This window comes from Stenotrophomonas sp. YJH_SMC_12-1 (assembly GCF_059370935.1).
Window position 1 is genome coordinate 1 of record NZ_JCAFUD010000017.1, and the last position, 19482, is coordinate 19482.

The following is a 19482-nucleotide window of genomic DNA, read 5'->3' on the forward strand; positions in this document are numbered from 1 at the left end:
CGTGGTGTCCTTGCCACTGATGACGGTCAGGTTGCGGTCGGCGTCCACCACGGTTTCAACATGCGTGGTGCCGTTGCCGCTGCCCTTGCCCTTGGCGGTGCTGGCCGACACGTACCAACCGGTCTGCGCGCCGATGCTGAAACCGATCTCACCGCTGCCGCTCTTGTTCTTCGACGACTGCGTGTGGTCTTCCGCTTCGCTGCGCAGGGTGATGTTGTCCCGCGCGGCCAGCGCCACGTTGTCACCCTTCACCTGGCTGCCGATGATGTTCAGGTCACCGGCGGTGGCGACGATGCTGACGTCGCCCTGGCTGCGGATGGTGCTGCCCACCGCCGACTGGTCGTGGCTGGTCTGGCTGGCACTGGAGCTGGAGGCGCCGATGCCGATGCGCAGGCTCACGCCGTCGGTGGCGCCGGAAGCACCTTGCTGCATGGCGCCGCCCACGCCAGCGGCGGCATTGGCCGCCTGCACCGCGTACAGCGCCTTCAGGCGATCATCCTGCGCATTGCCGGCCGCCTTGGCCGCACCGTAGGCGGCCAGGGCGGCATCCACCACACCGCCGGTCAGGCCGACGTTGATGCCGGCACTCTTCTGCTTGGTGCTCTGGTGTACCTCAGTGGTGCCCTGTGCCGCGTCGATCACCACCTGCCCGCCCACCAGCTGCGTACCGGTCTTCGACAGCACGTCCGAACCGGTGATGTGCAGCGTGTTGCCGGCGCTCAGGTTGACCCGCCCATCGGTTGAGCCGATCAGGCTGCCCTGTGGCGCGCTCTGCTCGATCTCCAGGCCCTTTTCCAGCTTGCTCTGGCCGATGGTCAGGTTGAAGCCACCACCGCCGAACACGCCCGAGCGCTTGACGGTCTTGTCATGCTCTTCGCTGTGCGTGGAGGTGGCCGTGCCGATGGTGAGGTCGCGGGTGGCGGCCACCACCACATCACCGGTGGCAGCCACCTGCGCCGCCTGCGCGACGACGTCACGTCCGGCGCCGATGGTCACCGTCTCGCCGCTGAGCGTGGTGCCCACCACCAGGCTGTCCCGGGTCGCGTCGTAAGTGGTGGTGGTCTTGCTCGACAGCAGGCCCTTCTTCCTGCGCGTGGTTTCCTGCTCCCAGCTGTGGTCCTCCTGCGCCGCCAGCAGGTTCACGTCGCGCGTAGCGGCAATGCTGATGCCGCCGTCGGTGCTGCCGACCTGCGTGGCAGTGAGGTTGGCATCGCGCCCGGCCACCAGCGCGATGTCACCGCCGGCCTGCAGCGAAGTGCCGTGCACGGTCTCGTCCATGCTCTGCGTGGTCTGCGAGAAGCGCTTGCCACGGCTCTGCTGCTGGCTGGTGTTGGTGGTGGTTTCGGCCTGCAGGTTGAGATCGCGCCCGGCCACCACGGCCAGGCCGTCGCCGGCCTTCAGCTGCGCGGCCTGCAGGTTCACGTCCTGCCCGGCCTGCATGCCCAGCGAGCCACCAGCCTCGATGCCGCTGGCGTTGAGGGTTTCGCGCGTGTAGCGGTTGCTGCCCCAGCCGCCCTGTTCGGTGGTGGTCAGTGCGTTGAGGTTGATGTCGTTGCCGGCCGTGGCATGGACGCTGCCGCCGGCCTTGGCGGTCACTGCCGTCAGGTTCAGATCGTGGCCGGCGTCCAGCGACAGGCCGCCGCCCACGTCCAGCGTGGTGCGACGCAGGCTTCCATCGCCCTGCATCTGCGTGGTGAGGTTGAGGTCGCGGCCGGCCTCCAGCGCCGCGTTGCCGCGGGCACGGGTCTGCGAACCGACCAGTGCCAGGTCACGTCCGGCTTCCAGCGCCAGGCTGCCGCCGCTGCGGATGCTGGCCACGTCGATGCCGCTGACACTCTTCAGGTCGCGGCCGGCCACCAGGGCCACGTTGCCGCCCTGGATCAGGCCGCTGTTGTTGAGGATGTCCTCCACGGCGGTGATGCGGGCATTGCCGCCCGCGGAGATGCCACCGCGATCGTTGAGCAGGCTGCCGGTATCGATGGTCAATCGATCATCGGCGCGGATCATGCCCTGGTTGGACACATTGCCGGCGCGGATCTCCACCGACTCGCCAGCGATGGCGGCGCCCCCCAGCTGCAGGCGGTTGGCGGTGGCCTGGGACAGGTACACCACCGGCACCAGCACCTTCTGGCCATCCACTTCCTGGGCGACCATCCACACGATGTCTTCGTTGAGCGCGGCCACCTGTTCGGCCGACAGCGCCACGCCCACGCTCAGCTGCTGGCGCGCGGCTTCGCTCACGCCGGCATCCATCATGGCGCGGTACTGGCCCATGCCATCGCCCTGGTCGGCATCCAGGTAGCGACGCCCGGTCAGGCCAGTGATCTGTTCCATCACCAGGCGCTGCTCGTAGAAGTCGTCACCCATCCGACGCAGCTGCTTGTCGGGGTCCAGGTTCAGGCGCTGGAACATGTAGTCCGAGCCGATCCACTGCCCGAAGTTGGCGAAGCGCGGATCGGTTTCCACCAGCCAGCGCTGGTTGCCCGGATTGACCGTGTACAGGCCGCCACTGGGCAGCGACAGGCCCGGCAGCGGATTCTGCGGGCTGCCCACCACCTGCGGCGGCGGCACCGTGGTGACACGTCCAGGGCCCGGGGAGCCGGTATCACCGGCCGTTCCCGCACCCTGCGCCTGCGCGCTGGCAGGCCCGGTGGCCACGCCCTGCTGTGCACCCGGTGCGCCAGCATTGCCGCCGACCGCGCCGGCGCCCTGCTGCTGGCCCAGTTCGGGTGCATAGGCGTTGTTGCCCTGCCAACCGGCGACGTCCAGCGGCGTGCCACCGCTATGCGCGGTGACCACGGCGTTGTTGACCTCGCGCGCTTCGATCTGCACCTTGCGGCCGGCGGTGATGCTGGCATTGCCACCGGCCAGCGTGACCTGCTTGGTGACCGTGCTGGTGCCCAGCGCGCGGCTGCCGCCATAGATCTCGAAGTCGCAGCGGCTGGGGCAAGGGCGGTAGGTGTAATCGATGGTCGACGTACGCTGGACCACCTTGTAGCCGGCCAGCGCCTCGTTGTTGACCACGCCGGCCCAGTCGTTGGGGTCTTCGCTGTTGGATGAGCCGCGGCCGTTGATCGAGAGGTTGCGACCGGCGGCGATGGCCGAGTTCCGGTTGTCGACCGAGCCGCCGGACATCTGCATGTCGCGACCGGAAATCAGCTGCGATGCCGCGCTGGCGGCGATGACGGTGGTGCCTTCCAGCACCAGGTCCTTGTGCTCGGTCCAGACTTCCAGCACGGCACAGTCGCCCGGGCACAGCTTGCCCGGCGGTGCCGGGCCGTCGATGCCGTCGACCCTGAACGTCCCGCTGTCCGGGTCGGCAGCGCCTTCGTTGCCGCTGTAGACCTTGTGCTGGGTGACCAGCACACGACGCTCGTTGGCCACGCCCAGTGCAGCCAGGATCAGATCGTTCTCGGCCTGGATGCGCCCGGAACGGTTGCGGATCTGCTGGGCGTTGCCGCCGTTCCAGCCCTGCAGGCGGATGTCGCCCAGGCTGAAGAGCTCGCCGTCGAGGTTGTCGATGTAGTTGGCATACAGGTTGATGCGGCCGGTGGCCGCCATCAGCCCTTCGTTGTAATCGCGTGCGACCAGCGTGTTGCCCAGGTCGCGGCCGTTGGTGATGCGCGAGGCGCGCAGTTCCAGCGCGTTGCCCATCAGGGTGCCGGTGTTGGTGATGTTGGCAGCCGACACCTCCACCGTATCGCCGTCAACGCGACCGGCGTTGCTGAAGTCACCTGCCGTGGTCAGCACAACGCGGCCGCTGCCATTGCCTGCCGTGGCATTGAGCAATGCACCGGCGGTGTTCTCGATCCGGGCCGCCGAGACTTCAAGGGTGCCCTTGCTCTCCAGGCGCCCCTGGTTGACCAGTGCGCCGGCAACGTCCAGCTTCAGCAGTCCGTTGCTCTCCAGGCGCTGGCCGTTGCCATGCACGTAATCGCCCGCCAGCGTCAGGCGCAGCTCGCTGCCGCCGAACAGGCGGCCGATGCCGCTGAAGGCCTGCAGGCGTGCGCCGAGTGCTTCATAGGCGCTGATTTCGCCGCCACCATTGGCCAGGCTGCCCAGCGTCAGCTGGCTCTGGCGACTGAGCAGCCGGCCGTTGCTGTTGTCCAGCGCGGCAAGATCCAGGCGCAGCAGGTTGCCTGCGCTGAGCTGGCCACCAACGTTGAATACCTGTGCGCCTGCGCGCTCCAGGTACAGGGTATTGGCGGCGTGGACCATGCTGCCGGCGTTGTCCAGCGAAGCGGTCTGCAGGCGCAGGTCGGTTCCAGCCACCAGCTTGGCCTGGCCGCCTTCGGCGCGGTTGTCCACGCTGCCTGCGGTCAGCGCCAGCGCACCACCGGTACTGCCCAAGGTGCCGCCACGGTTGTCCAGCGCACCGGCCGATTCCAGCGTCAGCTGCCCGGTGCCGTTGGCCACGATGCGGCCGCCACGGTTGCCCACTGAGGCAGCGCGGATACTCGCAGGGCCCTGTGCTTCGATGTTGCCCTGGCTGTTGTCCAGTGCCTGGCGGATCTGCAGATCCAGCGAGGTGCCGCCGTGGACCAGGCCACGCTGGTTGGCCAGCGCACCGGCCACGTCGAGCGCGAGTTCCTGGCGGGCGTAGAGGTTGCCATCCACGTTGCGCAGGTCGCCCGTGCGGCTGGTCACGCGCGCATTGCCCTCGGCCCCCAGCAGGCCATTGCTGTTGTCCAGCTGGGAGGCCAGCACCTGCAGCTGGCCGGCGCCGCGCTGCACGATGGTGCCAGTGCGGTTGTCCAACGCCCCGGCAGCGTCCACGGTAAGGTTGCCGCCAGCATCGAGCCGACCACCGGTGTTGACGATCTCCGTGCCGGCTACGCGTGCCCCGCTGCCTGCGGTGAGCGTACCGCCGCTGTTGTCGAGGCGACCGGCAACGGCCACGTCCGCCTCGCCGTTGCCGACGATCAGGCCTGCATTGCTGTTGTCCAGCGTGCCGGTCTCGATCTTCAGCACACCCGTGCCCGCATGCTCGATGCGGCCACCCTGGTTCAGCAGCTGCGCCGCCCGCAGATGGACATTGCCGGCGTTGGCGGCGATGCGCCCGCCGGTGTTGCGCAGCGCGCCTGACAGGCTCAGCTCGAACGGATTGGTGCCGGTCTGCAGCAGTTCGCCGGCGCTGTTGTCCAGCGCGGCCGCCAACAGGCCGATGCGCGTGCCCTGCAGGCTGCCCGCATTGCGCAGCAGGTCGGTGGCACGCAGGTCGAGCAGACCGATGGCGGTCAGGCTGCCGCCGATATTGCGCCACTCACCGCTGCGCGCCTGCGCCAGCAGGGTGCCACCGGACCAGACCTGGCCACCCTCCAGCAGCAGGCTGTCGCCCAGCAGGTGAACCTGCTGGCCGGCGTTGATCTGGCCGGCGTTGCGCAGCTGCTGACGCGCATCAAGGGTGACGCTGCCGGTGCTGCCGACCTTGCCGTCGGCCAGCAGGCCCGCCACGATCACGCCGCTGTTGTCGATCTGCCCCGCCCGCAATTCGATGTCACCCGAGGCCAGCACGCGCCCGCGATTGCTGGCCTGGGCGGCCTGCAGCGTGACGGTGCGCGCCTGCACGTCGGCCGCCGTGCGCAGTGCCTGCGCGGCCTGTAGCGACAGCGCGCCGCTGGCGAACAGCGCCGCCTGGTTGTCCAGGTCGCCACCGCTGTGCACCTGCAGATCGGCGGCGCTGTCGATTGTTCCCTTCAGCGTCACGTCGCTGTCGGCGGACAGCGCGACGCCCTGCTGCGCAAAGACCTTGCCCGACTGCTCCAGGCTGCCGCCTGCGTGGGCGGTGAGCGTGCCGGCGGCCAGCGCCCGCCCGCCCAGCACCAGTGCCTGGTCACTGTCGAGCTGCACGTTGCCACGCTCGCTACCCAGTTCACCCTGGCTGCGCAGGGTCCGGCCCCGCACCTGCAACGCCTGGCCGGCCACCAGGCTGCCCTGGTTGTCCAGCGAATCGCGCGCGGTGACATCGACATCGCCGGCGCCGTAGAGGTCGCCACGGTTGTCGATCACATCGGCCTTGGCCGTCAGCGCGCCCTTGGCGAACAGGTTACCCGCGTTGTCCAGCGTCACCGCATCCAGCTGCAGCGACTGCGCACTGGACAGGTTGCCGCCGGCGCGGTTGTGCAATGCATCGGCGCGCACGTCCAGCGTGCCGTCGCTGGCGATCACGCCGGCATTGTCCAATGTGGTGGTGCGCAGCTGTGAGCGGTCGCGACCGTAGATCACACCACTGTTGCTCAGCTCAGTGGCGCGCAGGTCCATTGCCTGCTGGCCATGCAGGCGACCGTCGTTGATGACCTTCTGCACGTCCACGGCCACCACGCGCGCCAGCGCCGTGGCGGCCGCCTGCTGGCGCAGGACGCCGCCCTGCAGGGTCAGGGTGCCGCCGGCTTCAAGCCGGTTGCGGTTGTCGAGCGTGGCAACGGACAGACGGGCATCGGCTGCGCTGCCGATGATGCCGGCGTTGTCCAGCACATCCGCGTCGACCTGCAGGCCCTCGCCCCCCTGGATGCTGCCGGTGGCGTCATTGTCGATGCGGGCGTTGGCCTTCAGTGCCAGCAGGTCCACCGCCTGCAGCGTGCCGCTGTTGCGCAGACGGTCGACCGCCAGCGCGGCCTGGCGGGCCTCAAGGGTGCCTTGGTTGTCCACGCCGCCGGCAGACAGTTCCAGCGCCTGCTCCGAGAGGATGCGTCCGGCGTTGTCCAGCTGCTGGCGCGCCTGGATCTTCAGCAGCGCGCCCGCAGACAGCTCGGCACCCTTCAGCTGCGTGATGCGGTCGGCCGCTGCACGCAGGTTCGCACCGGCACCGATGACGCCCTCGTTGTCGATGCTGGCCGCGTCGAGTTCGACGTCGGCGTCGCTGTACAGCTGGCCGGCGTTGTGCAGCTGCGCGGCCTGCATCCGTACGCCCTGGTTGCCCAGCAGCAGGCCGGCGTTGTCCACCTGGCGGGCCTGCACGTCCAGCGCCTGTGCGCCCAGGCGCGCGCCCTTGTCCTGCGCCAGCGTGTCGGCGCGCACGGCAAGCCCGGCGCCTGCGGTCACCTGTGCACCGTTCTGCACCTGTGCGGCAGCCAGCGCGATGCTGCCCGCGCTCTTCACCGTGTCAGCCAGCGTCAGCGTGCCACCGGCGTCCAGCTGCATCTGCGCGGCCTGCGTGCTGCCGGCCAGGTCCAGATTCTGGAGGGCGCGTACCGCCATCGCACCGCCCGCCGACGTGGAACCGGCAAGCGACGCCTGCCGGGCACGGATCTGAAGATCCCCCTGCGCGTACTGGGTACCGTCGGCCTTCAGGTCACCGTCGGTTTCGATCTGCAGGCGGCCTGCAGCCGCCGTGCGTCCGCTCAGGCGGACATCGCCGGCCTGGGTCAGGATGAAGTCGCCTGCGTCGGCCACCATCTGGCCCGTGCTGCGCACACCCACGCCGGCCTCGGTGCCGACCAGGCGGATCTTGCCTGCGTACATGCCACCGAGGGCGGCAACATCCAGGCCGAACTGCGGGCGTTCGCCTTCTCCGGTGATCGCCTGCGTCGCCAGGGTCTGGGCATCGATCTGGTTGGCGCCGGTGACCACGTTCACCTGGCGCGCCCAAAGGCCCGCGTTGAGCTGCACCGCGCGGGCCAGCAGGTCGACGCCTTCCAGGTTGCCGGCATCCAGGCCGTTGCCTTCCAGGCGGATCGTTCCGCGCGACACCCGGAACGCAGACAGGCTGCCATCGTTGCCGAACACCGGGGTGCCGGTGGTCAGCGTGCCACGGGTGGTATTGATGAAGCCGCAGCCATCGCAGGTGATGCCATTGGGGTTGGCGACGATCACCGCCGCCGAGCGCCCCGCCACCTCGATGTGGCCCTGCAGGCGCGATGCGTTGGTGGATGTCACCTCGTTGAGGATCAATCGTGCCGACTGGCCCGGCTGCAGATTGCCGTTGCCCTGGATGTAGCCACCCAGCTGGGTCTGCACGGTGCTCGCGCTGTTGTTGAGGATCTGCCCCTCGCGCCCGACGTTGTAGTCCTGGAAGCGGTTGTGCGATACGCCGCCCGCGTTGGGCCGGTTGATCTGGATGACCGGCACACCGTTCGCCGCCTGGTCGGCCCGTGCCTGCTCGCCGGCCTGCACCTGCACCTGGGCAAATGAGCTGCCTGGGGCCAGGAAGGCCAATGCCAGGGTGGCGCTCGCCATCGCGATGCGCAGGCGCACGGCCCAACCAGCGCCCGAAGCGGACAGGGACAGACTGCGGAATACGTTCTTCATGCCAGGTGCTTCCATCAACCCAGGGGGGAACTGCACACACAACAACCCGATCACGTCGCCACGTGGCGACGGTGCTTCCAGTCGAATCAGAACTGCCAGGACGCGCGGAATCCGATCACGTGACCGCGTGCCTCATGCTTGAGCCAAGCCGGGCGGCTCATCGGTACGCCGACGAAGCCATCCCACGCCAATCCGCCCAGCTCGCCACGTGCACCCAGGTGGGCGCCGCTGAGGGTTCCGCCGCCGATACCCTGGCGGTCGTCGCGCTCGATGTGGCCGATATCGATGCCCGCATAGGGCGCGATGGCGCGATGTGCCATCCAGCTGATGCTGTTGCGCCAGTAGCCGCCACGGCTGCCGCCGAGTGGCACCTCGCCGTCGAAGCCGTTGACGGTATAGCGGCCACCGACGCTGATGAACTCCGAGCCGTACAGCGTGTCCTTGCTCCACTGGTAGCGGAGCGCGGTATTCCATGCCAGCGGACGCGGCCCGGATGTCAGGGCGCCACCGGCGCCGATATCCAGCGTGGTCAGCCCATAGCGGAACGTCGGCGCCAGGTCATCACGGCCCACGGCGTCATCATCGCCTCCCAGCCACGGCACGCCGCGGCGGTGCGCCAGGCGGATATCGGCCTGGACCCGCCCCAGGTACTGGCGGTGCAGCAGCGCCAGCTCGACCGAGGTAGTACGCCGGCGCTGGCCTTCGATCTCCACGCCTTCCACGTAGCTGTGCGACGACCGTTGCGCCACGCGCAGCTCGATGCCGCTGCGATAGCTCTGGCCACGCACCAGCAGCCGTTCCACGGCCAGGTCGACGTTGCTGGAGGTGCCGGTGCTGGCGAATGTGTCGGCGTTGCTGGCGATGGTCTGCTTGTAGCGCGAGCTGTAGGTGCTGGTGCTGAAACGCCAGTTGCCCAGCGGAACCGACCACGATGCATTGAAGCCGTGGGTACCCCGGCCCTTGTCGGCACTGCCGTCGCTGCTGACGCCGATGCTGAGCAGGTCGTTGACGCGAGCCAGGTTGTCTACCCACGCGGTCGCGCCGACCTGCTGCTTTCCGGTCGCACGGCTGCCGGCATCATCCAGCGACACCGAGGCACGCCATCGCTTGCCGTGGCGGATGCTGATGACCACGTCCGACTCGCCGGGCGCTTCGCCCGGCACCAGCTCCATGTTCACGTCCTGCGACGGAACGCGCTTGAGCTGCTCCAGGCCCTGTTCCAACGCGCGCAGATTGAGTACGTCCCCCGGCCGCGCGGGAAACGCACTCTTCCACATCGAATCGGGAACCTCTTCCGCGTTGAAGCGGATCTGCCGGATCACGCCCGGCACCAGCTGCAGGCGCAGGGTTCCGCTGCCCAGGCTCTGCTCGGGCAGGCCGATGCGGGTGGTCACGTAGCCCTTGGCCAGCGCCAGATCCGAAGCACGCCGCACGATCAGCGCGATGCCCTGCTGGCCCACGCAGCGGCCACGGTAGCGGTCGAGATAGCGCTGCAGGAACGCGAACTGCCCCAGATGCGCGCCGTCAAGCTGCAGCTGCTGCAGGGTGAAGCACGGTTCTTCGTCCGGCAGTTCCAGCGAATGCAGATCGGTGGCAGCGGCCGGCTGTTCGCGTGATACATCCGGCAATGCCTGCCGCTGCTCACGCTCGCGCGCCTCGCGCTCGGCGCGTTCACGCAGTTCCTGCTGCTCGGCGAACGAGGGACTGGCCGACTGTGCATGCACGACGCCGATCCACAACAGTCCCGCAGTGCCCAGAACGGCACGCACGCTGCATCCTGCTCTTCTGTTACCCATCAACGACTTCCTTGTCCAGCATTGGTACAGACCTGGGGCTGTGAACAGACATCGTGCAGAGAGAACATGCGGCCAGCACCGACTCGACCGCCAACCGCTATCGGCGGGAGTGCGCGGAACTTTAGGGTCTTTGCATCCGTGTACCCATTGCGGCGACGCAGTCGAGCACCACACGCTGAAGGATGGGCATCCTTCAGCTGCCGTCATGCGATGTCAATCGCTCCGGTCATCACGGCACCCGTGCGCACACCCATGCCCGCACGTCCCTGGCACCGGCCAGCCGCAACGTCTCGGCGATTTCCATCACTGTGCTGCCGGTGGTCATCACATCGTCCACGACGGTCAGCCGTGTCGGCGGCGACAAGCGCGTGCCGAATGCGTCAAAGAGATTGTCCCTGCGCTGTTCTGCGCTGCGCTCGGACTGCGGCGCGGTGTGGCGGCGTCGGTAAAGCCCCTGCCAGACCGGCATCGGCAACAGGCGGCACAGTTCGGCGGCCTGGTTGTAGCCGCGCTGGCGCAGGCGTTGATTGTGCAGGGGGACCGGCACCAGCGGCGCGCATGACCACGGGGGCGGGGCGCGCTGCATCAGCTGCGCGAGCAGGCGACCTGCCGCCAGGTCCTGATGGAACTTGTAGCGCACCAACAGCTGATCGACGGGGGGAAGGTACAGCAGGCTGGCATGCGTGGCGGACTGCGGCGGTACCTCGTCGCGGCATATACCGCAGACGATCAGGGCGTTGTCCGGCAACGGCAGTGCACAGCGCAGGCAGGCACGACCGGCCCAGGGCAGTCCGGCGAGGCAGGCGCTGCACAGGTCAAGTTCATCGTGGCCCGGCTCGCCACAGACCAGGCAGCGCAGTGGCAGCAGCACGCGAAGCGCTGCCTGCAGAAGACGAGTGGGCGTGGACAGGGCCGGCATGCGCTACAGCGTGATCGCGCTGCGGCCCCGGGGCCATCAGGCGCACGCCCTTCAACCCGTAGGCATCCTTACCCGTTTACGGAGCACTTCACCGCGTCGGCGCAGGTGCGGCATCCACACGCGTGCGGTACACCATGTAGGGCTTCTGCCGGCGATCCACGCCGCCATTGAAGCCGGCCTGTCGATGCAGCTGGTTGGCGGTGAAATACAGATAGCCGTCCGGCCCCATCGACAGCGTATCCGGCCACAGGATGCGCGGGTCGTGCACCACCGTCGTCCATCGCCCCTGCGCGTCGCGGGCATGGATGGCGTTGTGCTCGTAGTCGCTGGCATACAGCCGCCCGTTGGCGTCCATCTCCATGCCATCGGAGGCACCCTTGTCGCCCAGGTCGACCACCGCTGCCGCCAGTTCCGCTTCACTCAGCTTCGGGTCGCGCAGCAGCGCGGTCGGCACGCTGTACAGATGACGGCTGGACAAGGGTGTGTAGAACAGGGTGCCACCATCGGGCGACAGGGCGATGCCATCGGCGGCCACGGTGAACGGCGCCGACGAACCGTCGGCGTTACGCAGCCGCATCTGCCGCCCTTCCACGATCGGCACGAAGGCGGGATCGGCCGAGGTGGACACGTGGCCGACCAGGCGCTTGGACGCGGCGCCAGTGGCGAGGTCGATCACGATGATGCCGCCGATACCGCTCAGCGACGAGTCGGTCACGTAGGCCACGCCCTCGCGGCCAACACGGAAATCGAAGCGCACATCGTTGACATAGGTGCGCGCGTCGATGACGTTGGCCGGGAACACCAGCGTCCTGGCCACGGTGTTGGTGGCAAGGTCGATCGCCACCAGTTTGGCACCGCCGGCCTGTGGCGCAGAGAACCCGGGCGCGGCGGTATCCAGCACCCACAACCGGCCCTGGCCATCGGCCACCACGCTCTGCACGCTGATGAAATGGGCCGCCGGATCGGGACCGTCCTTGCGGTTGATGCGCGCATCCGGATAGGGAACGGCGCGGCCGTCGCGCCATTCGGCCACGCTGTAGGCCACCTCATCGCCCCAGCGCGGGAAGTTGACGAAGATCCGCCCGGTTTCAGATACCGCCACGCTGGTGGGCATGGCGCCATCGAAACGCGCCACCGGTTCGAGGGTGCCGATGCTGCGCTCGCTGGGCAGCAGGGGCGCGCCGGACATCGCCAGCGCGGGGGAACTGGCCAGGGCCAGGACGGCAGCCGCCAGGCTGCGGATACGGCAGTTGATCATGGTCGCGCTCTCGATGCAGGTCCGGGTGCAGCCCCGGCGTCGACGCATCTTCTGCGTCGCGCGTGGCATCGGGTAGACGGTGCAACGCGGAATCAGCTTCACTGCTGGAGTGAAGATGGAGGGCTGATTGATCGCGTTGATTGAAGCAATGATCGTTGTCTATCCGTTGCGTGCCTGCCTTGCGGCAAACCCGGTCAAGAAATCTCAACGGCTGCCAACGCGGTTTCGAACCTGTGCTGGCCCTCTTCACCCCACCAGGGAACGGTCATCACGCCACCCCGCCGCTGCAACTGGTGCAGAAGGAGCAGGAAGGCCTGGACCTCCCGCTGGCCCCATGACGCTCCCATGCGATAATCCAGCGTCAACCCATGGCGCATGACGAGCACACCCAGTTCTGGCAGAAGAACGCCGCCGCAGGCAATGTCTGCAAGGCCGACATGGAAGGGTTCCACTTCGTCCTGGAGAACGCGTCGCGCGTCGCCCGGTCCCATGAACGGCTGACCAAGATCTTCCGCACGGTGCCAGAGCTGCACGCTTCCAGAACCCGCGACGCGGGCACCGCAGGCAAACAGATAGGCGAACGCATCGGCCGTTCCGGCGGCCTCACGGTAGGCGAGCTCCACTTCCGGAAGCGAGCCATCATCGGTCACGAAGTAGCACCGTAACGTCGCCAACACCTCCTCTGGGAGGAGAATTGCTGCTCCAGGCTGCATTGCTCCTAGTCATCTCCATTTTCGCGGGTGCGGGAGGTTCGCACAGCAGGCGCCTCGACAGCCACATCTTCAGCCGTTTTTGGCACCATCAACAGCTCCGCCAACCCGCGATAGATCGGTACCCTGCACACCAGCCCGGACACACCACGCGCGATCAGCACCGTCGCCAGGATCGGCAACAGCAGGTCGCCGCTGTCGGTCAGCTCCAGCGAGATCACCGCCGAGGTCAGTGGCGCCTGGGTCACACCGGTCAGGTAGGCGCACATGCCCAGCAACACGAACGCGCGCGGGTCCACGCCCGGCATCAGCACTGACAGGTTGTGGCCGAGTCCCGCGCCGACCGCCAACGCAGGTGAGAACAGGCCACCGGGAATGCCCGCCACGTACGAGGCCAGGTTGGCCAGCAGCTTCATCAACCCGAACTCATGGCCGACCAGCGCCTGGCCCTGCACCAGGCTGCGCGCTTGTTCGTAACCGGTGCCGAACGCGCCTTCGCCGAACACCAGGGCCAGCATGACCACCACCAGGCCGCAGCCCGCGGCCAGCAATACCGGATGCCGCTGCCGCAGCTGGCCCAGCCAACGCGGACGGCCCGCCGCGCTGGCCAGTACCGCACGTGCGAACAGCCCGCCCAGCAGGCCCGCCACCACGCCGCACAGCAGGATCGCCAGCCAGCCCTGGCCGAGCGGCAGACGCGCGCTCACATGGCCGAAGTAGGTGTAATTGCCCAACAGACCGAGCGATACCACGCCACCGACGATCACCGCGGTCAACAGGGTGCCGGAGAAGCGATGTTCGAAACGGCCGCTGAGCTCCTCGATGGCGAAGACGATGCCGGCCAGCGGCGTGTTGAACGCCGCCGCAATACCGGCAGCGCCACCGGCCAACAGGAAGTGCGAGAGCTCGCGGGGATCCTTGAAGCCGAACCAGCGGCCGAACAGATACATCAGGCTTGCGCCTACGTGCACGGTGGGCCCCTCGCGCCCGACCGATGCGCCCCCCAGAAGCGACAGCGAAGTCAGCAGCAGCTTGCCGGCCGAAACCGCTGGGGAAAGGTTGGTTTTCCGGAACGGCTCATCGGCCTTGTCCAGCGCAGCGATGACCTGCGGAATGCCGCTGCCCCGCGTGGGCTTCAGCACGCCGGAAGTGAGCCACGCCAGCAGCGCGAAGATGCCGGGCGTAAGCAGCAGGGCCCACCACGGCGAGTGCGAGGTGATGCGCTGGAACAGATGGAAGGCCGCATCGCTGGCCTTGGCAAACAGGATCGCCACCAGTGCCACGGCCACCGCGCCGCCCCACAGCGCGGCGCGGCGGCGCCAGGCCTCGCTGAGGACCAGCGCGGTGATGCGCCCACGAAGGTGGTAAAGATCAAACATGGGAAAGAGTCTGCGCGCCAGCACTTGCGTTGTGCAGCAGGCACTGTGGCTGGACGCCTTGCAGCATGCGGTGAAATGCGGCGCTTCGCTCGATGCTCTATTGCACCGACGATCTGTAAACCAAATTAAAATACAAATGGTTGACAGCCTCCCCGCGCCCACCCACACTGCCGCCCTCGCTCCACTCGTACCCAAGGTCCCGCCATGGCTGCTGCCATCCGCCACGACTGGCAACACGACGAACTGCAGGCGCTGTTTGATCTGCCGTTTCCCGAGCTGCTGTTCCGCGCCGCCGCGGTGCACCGCGAGCACTTCGATCCGGCGCAGGTGCAGGTGTCCACGCTGTTGTCGGTGAAGACCGGAGGCTGCCCGGAAGACTGCGCGTACTGCCCGCAGGCGCAGCGCTACAGCACCGGGGTGAACGCGCAGAAGCTGATGGAGACCGACGCGGTGCTGGCCAAGGCGCGCCAGGCCAAGGCCGCCGGTGCATCGCGCTTCTGCATGGGCGCCGCGTGGCGATCGCCGAAGGACCGCGACATCCCGAAGGTGGCGGCGATGATCGCCGGGGTGAAGGCACTGGGGCTGGAGACCTGCGCCACGCTGGGCATGCTCAGCGGCGAGCAGGCGCGTGCGCTGAAGGATGCGGGCCTGGACTACTACAACCACAACCTCGACACCGCGCCGGACTACTACGATTCGATCATCCACACGCGCCAGTACCAGGACCGTCTGGATACGCTGGAGCACGTGCGCGATGCCGGCTTGAAGACCTGCTGCGGTGGCATCGTCGGCATGGGCGAGACGCGCGCGCAGCGCGTCGGCCTGCTGCTGGCGCTGGCCTCGCTGCCGGCACATCCCGATTCGGTGCCGATCAACAAGCTGGTGCAGGTGCCGGGCACGCCGCTGCATGGCAGTGCCGAGCTGGACCCGTTCGAGTTCGTGCGCATGATCGCAGTGGCGCGCATCGCCATGCCGCGCTCGATGGTGCGGCTGTCGGCCGGGCGCGAGGCGATGAGTGACGAACTGCAGGCACTGTGTTTCCTGGCCGGTGCCAACTCGATCTTCTACGGCGACAAACTGCTGACCACCGGCAACCCGGAGGGCGAGCGCGACCTGGCTTTGTTCGCCCGGCTGGGCCTGCAGCCGATGGCGGTGCAGGTGGATGCCGAGGGCCATGACCACGGCGGCACCGTGCACGCCGATATCAGTGCCGATACGCCCGGCTGTGGCTGCGCTCACGCGGCCTGAGACGGGCCGCAAGCAGCCGCCGCGTCAACGCGCTACCCTAGCCGCCCCGTCGACGCATTCAGCCACCATGGCCCGCCCCGACCTGACCGCCCGCCTCCACGCCCAGCGCGCCCTGCGCGATGCCCAAGGCCGTCGCCGCCCGCGACGCACGGTCACCCGTCGCGATGGCGTGCGCCTGGAAGTGGACGGCCAGTGGCAGACCGGCTTCTGCAGCAACGACTACCTCGGCCTGGCCCAGCAGTTCAGCGTGGTCAACGCGCTGCAGGACGCCGCCGCACGCGAAGGCGCTGGCGCCGGTGCCTCGCACCTGGTCTGCGGCCATCATGCCCTGCATGAGGCGCTGGAACGCGAGGTGGCCGAATGGCTTGGCTATCCGCGTGCGCTGCTGTTCGGCAGTGGCTTCGCCGCCAACCTGGCGGTGCAGCAGGCGCTGCTGAGCGAAGAGAACGATGTCTGCGTACAGGACAAGCTCAACCACGCCAGCCTGCTCGATGCCACCCGGTTGGCCGGTGCACGCCTGCGCCGTTATCCGCATCTGGATGCGGAAGGCGCAATGCGTCAGCTCAAGCATGCGCCCGATGGCGCGGCAATGCTGGCCACCGATGGTGTTTTCAGCATGGATGGCGACATCGCACCGCTGCGTGCATTGTCGCTTGTGGCACGCCTGCAGCAGGCGCTGTTCTATGTGGATGATGCGCACGGTGTAGGCGTGGTCGGTGATGGCCGGGGTGCCGTGGCCGCCGCCGGGCTGGGTGTGGACGATGTGCCGCTGCAGCTGGTCACGCTGGGAAAGGCACTGGGCGGTTCGGGTGCACTGGTGCTGGGCCGCGACGACCTGATCGAGCATCTGGCCGAGACCGCACGCCCGTACATCTACACCACCGCCGTGCCACCAGCGATGGCCGCCGCTGCGCTTGAAGCGGTGCGCCTGGCGCGCAGGGACAACTGGCGCCGTTCCAAACTGGCAGACCTGATCGCGCTGTTCCGCAGCGAAGCACGCCGCCATGGGCTGGACCTGATGGCTTCGGACACGCCGATCCAACCGCTGCTGTGCGGCGATGACCACACCGCCGTAGCCATGTCCACGGCGCTGGAACAGGCCGGCTGGCTGGTCGGTGCGATCCGCCCGCCGACCGTGCCGGAAGGTAAGGCGCGCCTGCGGGTGACACTGTCTGCGCTGCACACGCCGGAACAGGTGCGGGGGCTGGTCGAGGCCATCGCCAGCGCGCGCGAACGCGTGGCCCTGGCCGTGCGTGAAGCCGCGCCACCGCCGCTGCCTGTCTTTGCCTGAGTTCCGTGTCGTTGCCCATGCATATTGACGTCACCGGCCGTGGGCCGGACCTGGTGCTGATCCACGGTTGGGCTCTGCAGGGCGGCGTGTTCGCGCCGCTGGTGCAGCGGCTTGCGGACCAGTTCACCCTGCATCTGGTCGACCTGCCCGGCCATGGGCACAGCCGCGAGGACACCACGCCGCTGCGCCTGCCGTTTGTGGTAGGTGCCATTGCCGCGGCTACGCCGCCGGCGGTGTGGTGCGGCTGGTCACTGGGCGGCCTGTTCGCATTGCACGCGGCGGCCACGCTGCCAAAGGTGCGCGGGCTGGCGATGATCGCCGCCACGCCGCGCTTCGTGCGAGGCGATGACTGGCCGCACGCGGTGGAGCCGGCGGTGTTCGAGCAGTTCGGCCGCGAGCTGGCGACCGACTTCGGCGGCACGCTGGAACGCTTCCTCGCGCTGGACGTAATGGGCTCGGCACACGCCCGCGAGGAGCTGCGCACCCTGCGCCAGCGCCTGGTCGAGCGCGGTGCGCCCACCGAACGCGCCCTGCTGGAAGGCCTGCGCCTGCTCGAAAGCACTGACCTGCGCGGCGCACTGCCAACGCTGGGCAAGCCCAGCCTGTGGATCGCCGGCCAGCGTGACCGGCTGGTGTCTCCGGTGGCGATGCAGGCCGCCGCAGCACTGGCCCCGGGTGCGCAGGCGCTGACCATCGCCCACGGCGGCCACGCGCCGTTCCTTGGCCATGCCGACGAAGTGGCCGCCGCCCTGCAACACTTCGTTGCCGCCCTGTCGCCGGCTGATGGCGGACAATGAACACCTTCCGAATTCCGCAGGACTGACGCATGGATCTGGGCATCAACGGCCGCTGGGCACTGGTCTGCGGCGCCAGCAAGGGATTGGGCCTGGGTTGCGCGCGTGCGCTGGTGCGCGAGGGCGTGAACGTGGTGATCGTGGCCCGTGGTGACGCTGCGCTGCAGGCCGCCGCTGAAGAACTGCGTGCCGTCCCCGGCGCTGCCGAGGTGCGCGCGGTTGCCGCCGATGTCACCACCGAGGCCGGCCGTGCTGCGGCACTGGCCGCATGCCCGCAGGTGGACATCCTGGTCAACAACGCCGGTGGTCCGCCGCCCGGTGATTTCCGCAGTTTCGAGCGCGACGACTGGATCGCCGCGCTGGACGCCAACATGCTGGCGCCGATCGCGCTGATCCGCGCCACCGTCGACGCGATGATCGAGCGCGGCTTCGGCCGCATCGTCAACATCACCTCGTCGGCGGTGAAGGCCCCGATCGACATCCTGGCGCTGTCCAACGGCGCGCGCAGCGGCCTGACCGGTTTCGTCGCCGGCCTGTCGCGCCGCACCGTGGCCCACAACGTCACCATCAACAACCTGCTGCCCGGCCAGTTCGACACCGACCGCCTGCGCGCCAACTTCGCCCACAGTGCGGGCAAGGACGGCGATGCTGGCGAAGTGGCCGAGCGCCGCCGCCAGCAGATTCCCGCCGGCCGCTTCGGCACGCCGGACGAGTTCGGCGCCGCCTGCGCCTTCCTGTGCAGTGCGCAGGCCGGTTACCTCACCGGGCAGAACCTGCTGATCGACGGCGGCGCCTACCCCGGTACGTTCTAAGAGACTTTCGCAATGCCGTCCCACTTCGATGCCCGCCACGTCCGCCGCGCGTTCGCGCGTGCCGCCAGCAGCTACGACGCCGCCGCCGCCCTGCAGCGCGAGGTGCAGTCGCGACTGATCGAATCGCTGGACTACCTGGAGGCACGCAAGCCCGAGGTGGTGCTGGACATCGGCGCGGGTACCGGCCATGCCAGTGCGTTGATGAAGAAGCGCTGGCCGAAGGCGCAGGTGATCGCGCTGGATGTGGCGCTGCCGATGCTGGACCAGGCCAAGCGCCAAGCCGGGTGGTGGAAGCCGTTCCAGCGCCTGTGCGGCGATGCCGCCGCGCTGCCGCTGGCCGACAACAGCGTGGATGTGATCTTCAGCAACCTGTGCCTGCAGTGGGTGGACGACCTGCCGGCGGTGTTTGCCGGATTCCGTCGCGTGCTCAAGCCCGGTGGCCTGCTGCTGTGCTCGACCTTCGGCCCGGAAACCCTGGTGGAACTCAACGAAGCGTTCGCCGCCGCCGATGATCGTCCGCACGTGAGCCGCTTCGCGCAGATCGCCCAGTTCGGCGACGCGCTGATGATGGCCGGCTTCCGCGACCCGGTGCTGGACCGCGATCTGTTCACCCTGACCTACGACGACCTGCCCTCGCTGATGCGCGAGCTGCGCGCGATGGGTGCGACCAACGCGCGGGTGGACCGCCGCCATACGCTGACCGGGCGTGGTCGTTTCGCCGCTGCCGCCGCCGCATACGAGCCGATGCGCCGTGCCGACGGCAAGCTGCCCAGCAGCTGGGAAGTGATCTACGCCCACGCCTGGGCACCGGATCCGGGCGCGCCGATCCGCGAAGGCGGGCATGACGTCGCCTCGGTGCCGGTGTCGGCGATTCCGATCCGCCGCAAGCAGACCTGATCGTCTGGTAGTGCCGGCCGCTGGCCGGCAACCTCACGATTCCATGGTGGGCATCTGCCGGCCAGCGGCCGGCACTACCAAATGCGACGCCATACGCGAATCGCTCTGGTGGGTGCCGCCCTTGGTCGGCA

Annotated in this window: 11 protein-coding genes; 5 read left to right on the forward strand and 6 right to left on the reverse strand. The window is 68.5% G+C overall.

Going from position 1 to position 19482, the window contains the following annotated elements; translation table 11 throughout:
• The 6 genes from AC5P8Y_RS19855 to AC5P8Y_RS19880 all read right to left on the reverse strand — a co-directional run.
• Window positions 1–8247, reverse strand: an 8247-nt coding sequence (locus AC5P8Y_RS19855) for a two-partner secretion domain-containing protein (protein WP_495202138.1), incomplete at its 3' end; no start/stop codon positions are given.
• Between the two features lie 86 nt (window positions 8248–8333).
• Window positions 8334–10016: a ShlB/FhaC/HecB family hemolysin secretion/activation protein gene (locus AC5P8Y_RS19860; RefSeq protein ID WP_005414791.1), complete on the reverse strand. Its 1683-nt coding sequence runs from the start codon at window positions 10014–10016 to the stop codon at window positions 8334–8336.
• Window positions 10017–10272: 256 nt separating this feature from the next.
• Entirely contained in the window at window positions 10273–10962 is a 690-nt protein-coding gene (locus AC5P8Y_RS19865; protein ID WP_111188367.1) for a ComF family protein, read from the reverse strand.
• Between the two features lie 88 nt (window positions 10963–11050).
• Entirely contained in the window at window positions 11051–12220 is a 1170-nt protein-coding gene (locus AC5P8Y_RS19870; RefSeq protein WP_111188368.1) for an L-dopachrome tautomerase-related protein, read from the reverse strand.
• A gap of 194 nt (window positions 12221–12414) precedes the next feature.
• Window positions 12415–12870 carry a hypothetical protein gene (locus AC5P8Y_RS19875; protein ID WP_032964538.1) on the reverse strand — a complete coding sequence of 152 codons (456 nt, stop codon included), beginning with the start codon at window positions 12868–12870 and terminating at the stop codon, window positions 12415–12417.
• Window positions 12871–12938: 68 nt separating this feature from the next.
• Window positions 12939–14309: a chloride channel protein gene (locus AC5P8Y_RS19880; protein ID WP_033833754.1), complete on the reverse strand. Its 1371-nt coding sequence runs from the start codon at window positions 14307–14309 to the stop codon at window positions 12939–12941.
• Between the two features lie 204 nt (window positions 14310–14513).
• Between AC5P8Y_RS19880 and bioB the strand changes: the two genes are divergently transcribed.
• The 5 genes from bioB to bioC all read left to right on the forward strand — a co-directional run bounded on the left by bioB (window position 14514) and on the right by bioC (window position 19351).
• Window positions 14514–15557: a biotin synthase BioB gene (gene bioB / locus AC5P8Y_RS19885; protein WP_049453745.1), complete on the forward strand. Its 1044-nt coding sequence runs from the start codon at window positions 14514–14516 to the stop codon at window positions 15555–15557.
• 67 nt (window positions 15558–15624) lie between these two features.
• Window positions 15625–16848, forward strand: coding sequence for an 8-amino-7-oxononanoate synthase (bioF, locus tag AC5P8Y_RS19890; protein ID WP_033833756.1), 1224 nt, complete (start codon window positions 15625–15627; stop codon window positions 16846–16848).
• Between the two features lie 17 nt (window positions 16849–16865).
• On the forward strand, window positions 16866–17645 hold the full coding sequence (gene bioH, locus AC5P8Y_RS19895) for a pimeloyl-ACP methyl ester esterase BioH (protein WP_033833757.1): 780 nt from the start codon (window positions 16866–16868) through the stop codon (window positions 17643–17645).
• 29 nt (window positions 17646–17674) lie between these two features.
• A complete protein-coding gene (locus AC5P8Y_RS19900; RefSeq protein WP_024958356.1) occupies window positions 17675–18454 on the forward strand; it encodes an SDR family oxidoreductase in 780 nt (259 codons plus the stop codon).
• A gap of 12 nt (window positions 18455–18466) precedes the next feature.
• Window positions 18467–19351 carry a malonyl-ACP O-methyltransferase BioC gene (gene bioC, locus AC5P8Y_RS19905; RefSeq protein ID WP_005414800.1) on the forward strand — a complete coding sequence of 295 codons (885 nt, stop codon included), beginning with the start codon at window positions 18467–18469 and terminating at the stop codon, window positions 19349–19351.
• Window positions 19352–19482 lie beyond the last annotated feature (131 nt).